This is a genomic window from Pseudomonas sp. GV085 (assembly GCF_003050925.1).
GTDB lineage: Bacteria > Pseudomonadota > Gammaproteobacteria > Pseudomonadales > Pseudomonadaceae > Aquipseudomonas.
Genome location: NZ_QAOV01000003.1, coordinates 490,005 through 502,434, shown reverse-complemented (window position 1 = coordinate 502,434; position 12,430 = coordinate 490,005). Strand labels below are relative to the sequence as shown.

Below are 12,430 nucleotides of genomic sequence, written 5' to 3'. Positions count from 1 at the left end.
ACTTGTGATGCTGATAATCTGTTGACTAGCAGTCTGACTCCACAAGCACCCACACGAATTGCTTGATTCAGTTGTTAAAGAGCGGTTGGTTAAGAGCTTTCGTCTCAACCGAGGCGCGCATTCTACAGCAGCCTCATTTGCTGTCAAGTGATTATTTTCTGAAGTTTTCCAAGTTTCCTTTTCAACTTCAACCACTTGCGCTTCAGATCTCTCGTCAGCGGGAGGCGAATTCTACAGCGTTACACGCTGCTGTCAACACCTCTTTTTCAACTCCCTTTTGGCTTCGATGAACTGAAGCAACCTGCTGCCGAAAACTGCGTAACTCATTGTTTACCAAAGAGTTTTCCGTTTCGACTGCGCCGGAAGTGGGGCGAATTATAGACACCTGGAATCTGCCGTCAACCACTATTTACGCCTTTTTGGCAGAAGAGCCCTTTTTAGCCATTAGACGCGGGATTCGACGAGCCAAAGGCGGTAGCCGCAGCACTAACAGCAACGCACCTATAGATGCATAGATCACCCACTCCTTGAGGTCGGCGCGCACAATCCAGAGCATATGCAGTAATCCAAGCCCGAGAATTACATAAGCAAGGCGATGCAACTTCTTCCAGCTCGCCCCCAATCGCCGCTGACTGTATCGATTGGAAGTCACCGCCAATGCCAGCAAACCAAGAAAGCCCAGCACCCCGACAATAATGTAAGGCCGCTTGCGCAACTCGACACCCAGCTGCGACCAGTCAAAACCAAGTATGAATGCGCAATAACTACCGAGATGGAGCAGCACATAGGCAAAACACCACAATCCCAACTGTCGCCGCACGGCATTCCACCCCGCCCAACCGGTAAGTTTCTGCAAAGGCGTCAAGCTCAAGATTACAAGCAGCAGAACAAGCGCCCCCAAACCCAGCCGGTCGACCAGTACCTTGCCCGGATCCGGCCCGAGGACATCCTCCCAGGCCTGGTACAACCACAACAGCGGCCACACCAGCACCACGACAAAGACACCGATACGCCAAAACGGATAGCGCATCAGTAGTTCTTCCTCAGGTCGAGCCCCGTATATAGAGAGGCGACTTCCTCTGAATAGCCGTTGAACATTTGCGTGTCGCGCACATTGGGCTTGAACAAGCCACTGGGCAGACGGCGTTCACGTGCCTGAGTCCAGCGAGGATGGTCAACCGCGGGATTCACGTTCGCATAAAAGCCATATTCATCCGCAGCAATGCTCTGCCAGGTGGTTTTCGGCTGCTCGCCGACCAGACTGATGCGCACGATGGACTTGATGCTCTTGAAGCCATACTTCCAGGGCACCACCAGACGCAACGGCGCGCCGTTTTGATTAGGCAACTCACGCCCGTACATGCCTACCGCAAGAATCGCCAACGGGCTCATCGCTTCATCCAGACGCAACCCTTCTATATACGGCCAGTCAATCAAGGCAAAACCGGAGCGCTGACCCGGCATGCTTTTGGGATCCTGCAGGGTTTCGAAGCGGATGAATCTGGCTTTCGAGGTCGGCTCGACTTCCTTGAGCAAAGCCGAGAGCGGAAAACCGATCCAGGGAATGACCATCGACCAGGCTTCCACGCAGCGCAGCCGGTAGATTCGTTCCTCCAGCTGATACGGTTTCATGAAGTCTTCCAGCGCATACCGACCGGGCTTGCCCACCTCCCCGTCCACGACCACCGACCACGGCTCCGTCTTCAGCGTGCCGGCGTTGGCGGCCGGATCACCTTTGTCGGTGCCGAACTCGTAGAAGTTGTTGTAGTGAGTCGCATCCTTGAACGGCGTGATCGCCTCATCCTTGACGTTGACCGCGCCCCACTGGGTAGCCGGAAGTTTTTCGCTGAACCAGGCAGGCGCCTTGCCGGGCTCGACATCCGGGTAACGCGGACCATCGCCAGCGCTGGCCCATGGCGGCAGGCTGCCCAGAGCGAAACCGGCAACCGTGGCACCCAGCACATTGCGTCGAGATAGATAGAGGGATTCTGGCGTGACGTCCGACTCATGGCAGTCGGACGCTTTGGAGACTTTGATCAGCATGGCTACTCCGCAGCTTTGGAGAACAGATGCACCAACAGACTGCGGAGTATGAGGGAAATTACATCACTCGGCGCTTTTGCGCCGACGAAGATGTAACAAGTACTGCACCGGGCCGGATGCTGCATAGGCGAGGAAAACCAGCAGCAGAATGCGCGGCGGATCACTGAATACCACTGCGAACACCAGCACTACCGCGAGGATCGCCACGAACGGCACACGGCCTTTCAAATCCAGTTCTTTGAAGCTGTTGTACTTGATGTTGCTGACCATCAGCATGCCGGCCGCAGCAACCATCAGCGCAACCAGAAAGGACATCTTCGACCCCTGGATACCGTAATCGCTGAACGCCCAGACGATGCCTGCAACCACACCCGCCGCCGCAGGGCTGGCCAGGCCGATGAAGTAGCGCTTGTCCGCCGTACCGACTTGAGTGTTGAAACGCGCGAGACGTAGCGCCGCACCCGCGACATAAAGGAAGGCAACCATCCAGCCAACCTTGCCCATGTCACCCAGGGCCCAGCCGAAGGCCAGCAATGCCGGCGCAACACCAAAGGCAACCATGTCCGACAGCGAGTCGTACTCGGCACCAAAGGCGCTCTGGGTATTGGTCATGCGGGCCACTCGCCCATCGAGGCCGTCGAGTACCATCGCGACGAAAATGGCGATGGCCGCAAACGCAAAGTACTTGCTCGCATTGGCCGAGTCACCAGCACTCAGGGCCGCCTGGGCACTCATCGAGTTGATGATGGAATAGAACCCTGCGAACAGGTTCGCAGTGGTGAACAGATTCGGCAGAAGATAGATACCACGATGCCGGACTTTACGACCTTCAGCGTCATGCCCTTCCTCGACATGTTCATCGATGGGCAGCAGGCTTTCGGCGTCAGAAGCCTGGTTTGGCTCTTCGGGGCGTTCGCTCATGGACATTACCTTGCAACGGGGTGGAAAGTCTGGACAGGTGTCTGGGACGACGGTTCGGCCGCAAACGATGCAGCTTTATACCAGAACCGGCCTCCCAAACGAAAAAACGCGGCCTAAGCCGCGTTTTTCGTACAAGGGCGTGACTTAGTTTTTGGCTTTGTCGACGATCTTGTTGGCACCGATCCACGGCATCATGGAGCGCAGTTGCTCGCCGATGATTTCGATACCGTGAGCGGCGTTGTTACGACGCTTGGCGGTCATCGAAGGATAGCCGGTAGCGCCTTCGCTGATGAACATCTTGGCGTATTCGCCGTCCTGAATACGTTTCAGGGCGTTGCGCATGGCCTGACGGGATTCGGCGTTGATGACTTCAGGGCCGGTCACGTACTCGCCGTATTCGGCGTTGTTGGAGATCGAGTAGTTCATGTTGGCGATACCGCCTTCGTACATGAGGTCAACGATCAGCTTCAGTTCGTGCAGGCACTCGAAGTAGGCCATTTCCGGCGCGTAGCCAGCTTCAACCAGGGTTTCGAAACCGGCTTTGACCAGTTCAACGGTACCGCCGCACAGAACGGCTTGTTCGCCGAACAGGTCGGTTTCGGTCTCGTCCTTGAAGGTGGTTTCGATGATGCCGGTACGACCGCCACCGACGCCGGCAGCGTAGGACAGAGCGACGTTCTTGGCGTTGCCCGAGGCGTCCTGGTAGATCGCGATCAGGTCAGGGATACCGCCGCCCTTCACGAACTCGGAACGTACGGTGTGGCCTGGAGCCTTCGGCGCGATCATGATCACGTCGAGGTCGGCGCGCGGCACAACCTGGTTGTAGTGGATCGCGAAGCCGTGGGAGAAGGCCAGGGTAGCGCCTTTCTTGATGTTCGGCTCGATTTCGTTCTTGTACAGGGAGGACTGGAATTCGTCCGGGGTCAGGATCATGACCAGGTCGGCAGCTGCAACAGCGGAAGCAACGTCGGTCACTTTCAGGCCGTGGGCTTCAGCCTTGGCAACGGTAGCCGAACCTTTACGCAGGCCGACAGTCACGTCAACGCCGGAATCTTTCAGGTTGCACGCTTGAGCGTGGCCCTGGGAACCGTAACCGATGATGGCTACTTTCTTGCCCTGGATGATCGACAGGTCGCAGTCTTTATCGTAGAAAACTTTCATGAATTTCCCCTATATCAGGCCGTTCAGGCCGTTCGCTAATTTGGTTTAGATGCTGAGTACTTTGTCGCCGCGGGCAATGCCGGTCACGCCACTACGGACGGTTTCCAGAATCGATGCGGTGCCAATGGACTGAATGAAGCTGTCGAGCTTGTCGCTGGTACCGGTCAGTTGAACGGTATACACGCTGGCGCTGACATCGACGATCTGTCCACGGTAAATATCGGTAGTGCGCTTGATCTCGGCGCGCTGGGCGCCGGTGGCCTTGACCTTGACCAGCATCAGTTCGCGCTCGATGTGAGCACTCTCCGACAGGTCGACCAGCTTTACCACTTCGATCAGCTTGTTCAGGTTCTTGGTGATCTGCTCGATGACCTCATCGTGACCAACAGTGGTCAGCGTCAGACGCGACAGGGTCGGGTCTTCGGTTGGGGCCACGGTCAGGCTTTCGATGTTGTAGTTGCGCTGCGAGAACAGGCCGACTACACGAGACAGGGCGCCGGGTTCGTTTTCCAGAAGCAAGGAAATAATGTGCCGCATGATTAGGTACGCTCCGTCTTGCTCAGCCACATATCGCGCATGGAGCCGTCTTTGATCTGCATCGGGTAGACGTGCTCGCTGGTATCGACCGAAATATCGATCACCACCAGGCGATCTTTCATGGCGAACGCTTCTTCCATCTTCGACTTCAAATCTTTCGAATCGGTGATGCGCACACCAACGTGACCATAAGCCTCCGCCAGCTTGACGAAGTCAGGCAGCGATTCCATGTAGGAATGAGAGTGACGGCTGCCGTAGCTCATGTCCTGCCACTGGCGAACCATGCCCAACACACCGTTGTTCAGGATGACGATTTTTACCGGCAAATCGTATTGCAGGCAGGTCGACAACTCCTGAATGTTCATCTGGATGCTGCCTTCGCCCGTAACGCAGACGACCTCATCATCCGGAAAGCTCAATTTGATGCCCATGGCCGCCGGGAAACCGAAGCCCATGGTGCCCAGACCACCGGAGTTGATCCAGCGGTTCGGCTTGTTGAACTTGTAGTATTGCGCCGCGAACATTTGATGCTGACCCACATCGGAAGCTACAAAAGCATCCCCCTTGGTCACTTCGCACAGGGTTTCGATCACGGTCTGCGGCTTGATGACGCTGCCGTCACCCTTGTCATAAGGGAACAGGCCGCGATCACCACGCCATTCATCAACCTGCTTCCACCAGCTGGCAACGGACTCCTTGTTCGGGGTCTCGCCGATTTCCTTGAGGATCGCGACCATTTCGGTCAGGACACTCTCGACCGGACCAACGATAGGCACATCGGCCTTGATGGTCTTGGAGATCGAAGCCGGGTCGATGTCGATGTGAATGATCTTGGCGTTCGGGCAGAACTTCGAGGCTCCGTTGATGACACGGTCGTCGAAACGCGCGCCGACAGCGAGGATCACGTCAGCATGGTGCATCGCCAGGTTGGCGGTGTAGCTGCCGTGCATGCCGAGCATGCCGATGAACTGACGGTCGGTGCCAGGGTAGCCACCGAGGCCCATCAGGGTATTGGTTACTGGCAGGTTGAGCATCTTCGCCAGTTCGGTCAGTGGAGCAGAACCACCGCCGAGGATCACGCCGCCGCCCGAGTACAAGACTGGGCGCTTGGCCGCCAGGAGCATTTCTGCCGCCTTGCGGATTTGACCGGAGTGACCACGAACAGCCGGGCTGTAGGAACGCAGCTTGGCTTTTTTCGGGAAGACGTATTCGAACTTCTCGGCCGGGTTGGTCATGTCTTTCGGAATATCGACAACGACCGGGCCAGGACGACCGGATTGCGCCAGGTAAAAGGCTTTCTTCATGACTTCCGGGATTTCCGACGCGTGCTTGATCATGAAGCTGTGTTTCACGATCGGCCGGGAGATACCGATCATGTCGGTTTCCTGGAATGCGTCAGTGCCAACCATATTGCTCGGCACCTGGCCGGAAATGACCACCATCGGAATGGAGTCCATGTACGCCGTGGCAATACCGGTGATGGCGTTTGTCGCGCCTGGCCCGGAAGTCACCAGTACCACACCGGCTTTACCGGTGGCACGGGCGTAGCCGTCAGCCATATGGGTAGCCGCTTGCTCGTGACGAACCAGGATGTGGGTCACTTCCGGTTCTTTGAACAGGGCATCGTAGACATGAAGAAGAGCACCACCCGGGTACCCGTAGATATATTTGACGCCTTCGTCACGCAAAAAGCGGACGAGCATCTCACCGCCAGATAAAAGCTCCACGTTGCTCACCTCTAAAACGCCAGAATACCGCCCACGAAAAATGGAACGGGTCTTAATAGGTTTACTTCTCGGCAGAGCATGAGCGACGGTGGTCGCCGACTACGTCAGCACTGACTGAGCAAGTATTGGGATCGTCCCAAGTGTTGCGGGCCTTTCCCACCCAGCGCGAGGTAACGCGTTGCGGGTGTAACAGGTCGACGCGGATAGGCGCCTCATGATCTGCCGAGAGGGTCTGCTTCTGGCAGTCCCTGTACAGCGGACTTTGGATTCTTCTGTTTCGCCCTTCGCAAGTCAAGTCGTCTATGTGCTTTATTCTAGTAAGCGCATGAGAACGCAAGAAAAAACCTGTAAATCAGCCGCGTGTTAGCTTCGATTGCGCAACTTTTGGCAAAAAATTGGCACCCGCATGCACTTGCCCAGCAGTTGCCGACAAAATAGAGAGAGATTGTGGACAACTGCCAGCGGACGCCGGCAGCTTCTGGCTCAGCGAGACGCTGTGATCAACTGATCAAACTGTTTGAGCAATACCTGCAACTGCCGATCCTTGCCCTGGACATTGCGTCCGGCAAAGACCATTTCAGCCATTTCCTGAATGCCCGAAGCATTGGGTAGCGGCAAATCCTGCTCAAGGATCATCTTCATGCGCGGCAGGAAGATCCATTGCAGCCATTGCTCGAAATCCAGTGTATCGACCGAAAACGGCTCGACACTGGAAAGCGCTTCGACAGATGGCGAGACTTCATCCCACCACCCTTGCACCCGCAACTCGCGCTCGATCAACAACAGTTGATCGGCGACTTTCAGAAAGCGCGCGTCCATCACAGCGTTACCTTGGCCTTCTGGCGTGCCAATGCCGCGCCCTGGGAGTCACCCTGTTTTTCACGCGCCTGGGAAATCAGCTCCCACAAGTTGGCCTGAAGGGCTGGACGGCCATTGGCAAGGGTCAGCCCACGGCGAGCGAACTGCTCGGCCTGGGCGGCATCGCCCTGAGCCATGCGCACCTGGGCCAGACGGTAAAGCACCTGCGGCTCGCGCGGTGCAACGCGCTGGGCGCGTTCGAGGCTGGAGGAGGCACCATTGAGATCACCGCCCGCCTGTTGCTGTTGAGCGGTGGTCAGCAAGGCCAGCACTGGGCCGTCCAGTTGCTCGTCGGCAGACAGTCCGCCCGCACTGGCCGACGGAATCCCGCTTGGCGACGACGGCATGCTGTAGTTGCCCTGATTGATCGGCGCCGACTGGACCGGCGACGTGTCAATCGGTCCCGGCGTGATCGGACCCGGGGTAATCGGCGTGGTGCTGATCGGCGTCGAAGTCGTTGCCGCGCCTGGCACCATCACCACTACCCCGCTGTCGCCTTGCGGAATTGCCTGGGTCTGCGACTGACCTTGCGCAGGGCGCTTGACGGTCGTCTGGCGGAAGCCGCCATTGGCCGAGATCCGCTCACTGTTGGACACGGCGGTGCCGGAATCCACGACCGGAATCGAGCCACGTTGTACGCTAGAGCAACCGCTGAGCAAAGCTACGGCGGCAACCGCTGGAATCAACCACTTGTTCACTTGAAACCCTCTTTGCTTAATTCATCCAGCCCTTGACCCAATCCATCACCGACTCGGCAGGGTTTTCACCACCGCAAGCGGCACCGGGAGGCGGTTCGCTGCCGCGAATATACGGCATCTGCACGGCACCCGGGCAACCAGCGTCAGAACCTTGCCCGGTTCGCGAATCAACCCAAGTCTGAACGATATTATCCGGCTGCGGCATGTCCAGCGGCAACGGGTCGGCCTTGCGCATGAAACTGGTCCAGACCTGCAAGGCCCCGGTGGCACCAGTGAATGGCGTCTTGCCGTTGTCGTCGCGACCCAGCCAGACCACCGCCAGCAAGTCCTGACTGAAACCGGCAAACCAACTGTCCCGCGAGTCGTTACTGGTGCCGGTTTTACCCGCCAGAGTCAGGGTCCTTGGCAACACGCTGTAAACCGAGCTGCCGGTACCTTCACGCATCACGCGCTGCATGGCGCTCTGGATCAGGTAAATGGAGGCCGGATCGAAACGTTGCTGAATCTGGAACGGATAACGCTTGAGCGGCTCGCCCTCGGCAGTCAGCACGCTACGAATCCCGCGCATCGGCGTATTGAAGCCGCCGTTGGCGAGGGTCTGGTACATGGTCGCCACTTCGATGGGCGTCATGCCGCCAGCGCCGAGCAACATCGACGGGAAAGCCGGGAACTCACGAGACACCCCCAGGCGCTCCACCGTCTTCAATACGTTCGGCACACCGACCGCCAAACCGAGACGCGCGGTCGACAGGTTGTAGGAATGCGCCAGGCCTTGATAGAGGAAGACCGTACCGTGGGAGCGACGATCGTAGTTCTGCGGCTTCCAGACCTGACCGTCCGCCCCCTTGACCGAGAAGGATTCATCCGACAGCCAACTGGTCAATGTGTACTGGCTTGGTTTCTCCAACGCGGTCAGGTAAACCGCCGGCTTGATCAGCGAGCCGATCGGCCGCACAGCGTCCAGCGCCCGGTTGAACCCGGCAAAACTGGCCTGGCGACTGCCGATCATGGCCTGCACCTCACCGGTCTCCGGGTTGGTCACGACCATTGCCGCTTCGACGTCATCGGAACCCTTGCGCCCCGCCAGACGCTTGAAGGTGTCGTTGACCGACGCTTCAGCCTTCATCTGCAGGATCGGGTCGAAACTGGTGAAGATCCGCAGACCTTCTTCGGTCAAGTCTTCGTCGCGATAGTCTTGGCGCAACTGACGCTTGACCAGATCGAGGAAGCCGGGGAACGAGCTGTCCGCCAGACTGCCGCGCTTGGTCACGCCCAGTGGCATTTTCTTCGCTGCCTCAACCTGCTCGGCAGTCGCGACGCCCTGCTCTTGCAGCACATCGAGCACCAGGTTGCGCCGTTCAAGGGCACGCTCCGGATAACGACGCGGGTTATAGGCAGAAGGCCCTTTGACCATGCCCACCAGCAGTGCGACTTGATGCAACTTGAGCTCGGCCAGCGGCTGGCTGAAGAAGAACTGGCTGGCCAGACCGAAACCGTGCACTGCGCGCTGGCCGTCCTGCCCGATAAATACTTCGTTGAGGTAAGCCTCAAGGATTTCGCGCTTGTCGTAATGCACCTCAAGCAGCAGCGCCATCATCGCTTCGGTGAGTTTGCGGTTCAGGCTGCGCTCGTTGGTCAGGTAGAAGTTCTTGACCAACTGCTGAGTCAGGGTACTGCCACCCTGGCGCATCCGACCGGACGAACCGTTGACCCAGATTGCACGGGCGATCGACTTCGGCGAAACACCAAAGTGATGATAAAAATCGCGATCCTCGACCGCCACCAGCGTTTCAAGCAAATACGGCGGCACCTGATCGATCTTGATCAGAATCCGGTCTTCGAGGTTTTTCGGGTACAGGCCGCCGATCAGCAGCGGCTCCAGGCGCACCACCGACAGTTTCGAGCCTTTTGCCCCCGCCAACTCGGCCACGTAATCGCCGGAGAAACGCACCCGTACCGGTTGCGCTTGTTCCATGCCTTCATAGAACTGGAAGCCACGGGTATTCAGATCAACGGTATTGCCGTTGACCGACGCCGCCCCCGGACCATTGGCCACGCTTTCACGGCGATAGCCCAGGGCATCGAGTTCGGTCAGAAAATCATCCCTGCTCAGCTTTTGTCCGACGAACAGCTCGAGCGGACGCGCGTAAACCTTGGCCGGAATGGTCCAGCGCTTGCCGGAGAACTTCTCCTGGACGATTGCATCAAGGTAAACAGCGAATCCGGCCAGCACTACCAGGCCGACCAGACTGAGTTTAATGGCCCAGCCCAGCCACGGGCGCAGGCCCCTGGAGGGTGGTTTCTTTGGGGTGCGGGGAGTTCGAGTACGAGTCATGGCGGCGGATTATACGCACTTTATTCATCCTCAACAGGAGCGCTCCGAGGTTTGCGTCAAGCGGACTTACCGCCATAATGGCCGCCTTGATTTTCCAGACTCTGAAGGATCGCCTGTGAGCCAGTCCCTGATCGCTGCCCTGCAAAACCCTGCCCTCTACCCGCATCCTGTAGAGGGATTCCAGGTCATCGAGACCCATATTTCCTGGGTACTGCTCACCGGCCCCTATGCCTATAAAGTGAAGAAGCCGGTCAATTTCGGTTTTCTCGACTTCACCAGCCTTGAGGCTCGCGAACACTTTTGCGCCGAAGAACTGCGCCTGAACCAGCGTCTGACCGACGATTTGTACCTCGAAGTGCTGCCCGTCACCGGCAGTGCCGAGGCTCCGCAACTGGGTGGTGAAGGCCCGGCCATCGAATATGTACTGAAGATGCGCCAGTTCCCGCAAAACGGCTTGCTCAGCACTCTTCAAGCCAATGGCGAACTGACCACCGCGCACATCGACGAGATGGCCGAGCAAATCGCCCGCTTCCACCTCAGCGCACCGAAAGTGCCAGCCGGGCACGAAGCCGGCACCCCGGACAGCGTCATGGCGCCGGTGCGACAGAACTTCGAACAGATCCGTCCGTTCCTCAGCGACAAAGCCGACCTGCTGCAACTCGACGCCCTGCAAGCCTGGGCCGAAAGCAGCTTTGAACGCCTCAAACCGCTGTTCGCCCAGCGCAAGGCCGAAGGCTTCATTCGTGAATGCCACGGTGATATCCACTTGGGTAACGCCACCGTGATCGACGGCAAGGTCGTGATCTTCGACTGCATCGAATTCAACGAACCGTTTCGCTTTACCGACGTTTATGCCGACACCGGCTTCCTGGCGATGGACCTGGAAGATCGCGGCCTGAAGTGCCTGGCGCGTCGTTTCATCAGCCAGTACCTGGAGTTGACCGGCGACTATCGTGGCCTCGAACTGCTGAACTTCTATAAAGCCTACCGCGCACTGGTTCGTGCCAAGGTTGCCCTGTTCAGCATGCCGGCCGAAGCCACTGCCGTGCAGCGCGCCACGACCCTGCGCCAATACCGCAACTATGCCAACCTGGCGGAAAGTTACAGCACCATTCCTTCGCGTTTCATGGCCATCACCCACGGTGTTTCCGCCGTCGGCAAGAGCCATGTCGCCATGCGTCTGGTCGAAGCCCTGGGCGCGATTCGCCTGCGCTCCGATGTCGAGCGCAAGCGCCTGTTCGGCGAGCAAACCGTCGAAAATGACGTACAGGCCGGCATCTATAGCGCCGACGCCAGCACGGCGACCTATGCCTGCCTGCACGAAATCGCCGACGTCATTCTGCGTGCGGGCTTCCCGGTGGTGGTCGACGCCACTTACCTCAAGCGTGATCAGCGTGACAGTGCCGCGAAGGTTGCCGAAGCCACAGGCACCCCCTTCCTGATCCTCGACTGCAATGCACCACAGGCCGTGATCGAAAGCTGGCTGGCCGTGCGCCAGGCAGACAAGAAAGACCCGTCCGACGCCACTCTGGCTGTTATCGCCGCCCAGCAAGCCAGCCGTGAAGCGCTGACACCTGCGGAAATCCTCTGCAGCAAGCGCGTCCAGACCAATGAAAGCGGGACGCTCGATACAGTCGTGGAACAGATTCGCCAGCGCCTGCCAGGCCTGTAAGAAACTATTTCAGTCGTGAGGCCCGCACAGGCTTCACGACTGCAAAATAGTAGCACTATACTGGCGTCATAAAAACATCAGGTGATGCGACATGAGCCAGCCGAAACTTCTCGATACACCGCTTTATGCCCTGCTGCACAAAGACGACATCCGAGGCTTCAACAGTGAACGCCCCAAGGATGGCCCCATCGACATGGCGGGTGGAGATTTCCGGGGGCTCGACCTGCGCGAACTGAATGCCGATGGTGTGGATTTCAGCAACGCCTACTTCCGTTCCGCCGACTTGCGCGGCATTGATTTCAGCAAAGCGAACCTGGAAGGCGCGAGCCTGGCCCACGCGCAAATCTCCGGAGCCTACTTTCCGGTGGAACTCAGCGCTGACGAAATCCTGATGTCGATGAACTTCGGCACGCGATTGCGCTATCGCACCCGCTGATCATCGTCGCTGACTGACACGTCCAGCGCCCCTCGCTGCGCT

At 58.1% G+C, this 12,430-nt stretch carries 11 protein-coding genes; 2 read left to right on the top strand and 9 right to left on the bottom strand.

What is annotated here, in order from left to right:
* Positions 1-409: 409 nt before the first annotated feature.
* The 9 genes from msrQ to mrcB form a co-directional block, all read right to left on the bottom strand.
* Complete coding sequence (msrQ, locus tag C8K63_RS09565) at positions 410-1,030, bottom strand: protein-methionine-sulfoxide reductase heme-binding subunit MsrQ (protein ID WP_108216480.1); 621 nt, start codon at positions 1,028-1,030, stop codon at positions 410-412.
* Positions 1,030-2,043 (bottom strand): protein-methionine-sulfoxide reductase catalytic subunit MsrP, encoded by a 1,014-nt coding sequence (gene msrP / locus C8K63_RS09560; protein WP_108216479.1) that lies wholly within the window; start codon positions 2,041-2,043, stop codon positions 1,030-1,032. The genes msrQ and msrP overlap by 1 nt, the downstream gene beginning before the upstream one ends.
* Positions 2,044-2,106: 63 nt before the next feature.
* Positions 2,107-2,964, bottom strand: coding sequence for a CDP-diacylglycerol--serine O-phosphatidyltransferase (pssA, locus tag C8K63_RS09555; protein ID WP_108216478.1), 858 nt, complete (start codon positions 2,962-2,964; stop codon positions 2,107-2,109).
* Between the two features lie 144 nt (positions 2,965-3,108).
* Complete coding sequence (ilvC, locus tag C8K63_RS09550; protein ID WP_003228216.1) at positions 3,109-4,125, bottom strand: ketol-acid reductoisomerase; 1,017 nt, start codon at positions 4,123-4,125, stop codon at positions 3,109-3,111.
* A gap of 45 nt (positions 4,126-4,170) precedes the next feature.
* Positions 4,171-4,662 (bottom strand): acetolactate synthase small subunit, encoded by a 492-nt coding sequence (ilvN, locus tag C8K63_RS09545; RefSeq protein ID WP_003176102.1) that lies wholly within the window; start codon positions 4,660-4,662, stop codon positions 4,171-4,173.
* Between the two features lie 2 nt (positions 4,663-4,664).
* On the bottom strand, positions 4,665-6,389 hold the full coding sequence (locus tag C8K63_RS09540; protein ID WP_108216496.1) for an acetolactate synthase 3 large subunit: 1,725 nt from the start codon (positions 6,387-6,389) through the stop codon (positions 4,665-4,667).
* A gap of 483 nt (positions 6,390-6,872) precedes the next feature.
* Positions 6,873-7,208, bottom strand: a complete 336-nt coding sequence (locus C8K63_RS09535) for a YqcC family protein (RefSeq protein ID WP_108216477.1) — start codon at positions 7,206-7,208, stop codon at positions 6,873-6,875.
* Complete coding sequence (locus C8K63_RS09530; RefSeq protein WP_108216476.1) at positions 7,208-7,945, bottom strand: hypothetical protein; 738 nt, start codon at positions 7,943-7,945, stop codon at positions 7,208-7,210. The genes C8K63_RS09535 and C8K63_RS09530 overlap by 1 nt, the downstream gene beginning before the upstream one ends.
* A 16-nt stretch (positions 7,946-7,961) precedes the next feature.
* Entirely contained in the window at positions 7,962-10,280 is a 2,319-nt protein-coding gene (mrcB, locus tag C8K63_RS09525; RefSeq protein WP_108216475.1) for a penicillin-binding protein 1B, read from the bottom strand.
* 115 nt (positions 10,281-10,395) lie between these two features.
* Here mrcB and C8K63_RS09520 point away from each other — a divergent pair, with 115 nt between their 5' ends.
* Both C8K63_RS09520 and C8K63_RS09515 read left to right on the top strand, forming a co-directional pair.
* On the top strand, positions 10,396-11,952 hold the full coding sequence (locus tag C8K63_RS09520; protein ID WP_108216474.1) for a bifunctional aminoglycoside phosphotransferase/ATP-binding protein: 1,557 nt from the start codon (positions 10,396-10,398) through the stop codon (positions 11,950-11,952).
* A 91-nt stretch (positions 11,953-12,043) separates the two neighbouring features.
* The gene (locus C8K63_RS09515) at positions 12,044-12,388 is read left to right on the top strand and encodes a pentapeptide repeat-containing protein (RefSeq protein ID WP_007990076.1); all 345 of its coding nucleotides are present in this window, start codon (positions 12,044-12,046) and stop codon (positions 12,386-12,388) included.
* Positions 12,389-12,430: the final 42 nt, after the last annotated feature.

What these genes read in the sequence shown, in the direction of transcription:
- ilvN (WP_003176102.1), bottom strand. Translation starts at nt 4,662, where the DNA reads ATGCGGCACATTATTTCCTTGCTTCTGGAAAACGAACCCGGCGCCCTG.
- msrQ (WP_108216480.1), bottom strand. Translation starts at nt 1,030, where the DNA reads ATGCGCTATCCGTTTTGGCGTATCGGTGTCTTTGTCGTGGTGCTGGTG.
- C8K63_RS09515 (WP_007990076.1), top strand. Translation starts at nt 12,044, where the DNA reads ATGAGCCAGCCGAAACTTCTCGATACACCGCTTTATGCCCTGCTGCAC.
- msrP (WP_108216479.1), bottom strand. Translation starts at nt 2,043, where the DNA reads ATGCTGATCAAAGTCTCCAAAGCGTCCGACTGCCATGAGTCGGACGTC.
- C8K63_RS09535 (WP_108216477.1), bottom strand. Translation starts at nt 7,208, where the DNA reads ATGGACGCGCGCTTTCTGAAAGTCGCCGATCAACTGTTGTTGATCGAG.
- pssA (WP_108216478.1), bottom strand. Translation starts at nt 2,964, where the DNA reads ATGAGCGAACGCCCCGAAGAGCCAAACCAGGCTTCTGACGCCGAAAGC.
- mrcB (WP_108216475.1), bottom strand. Translation starts at nt 10,280, where the DNA reads ATGACTCGTACTCGAACTCCCCGCACCCCAAAGAAACCACCCTCCAGG.
- ilvC (WP_003228216.1), bottom strand. Translation starts at nt 4,125, where the DNA reads ATGAAAGTTTTCTACGATAAAGACTGCGACCTGTCGATCATCCAGGGC.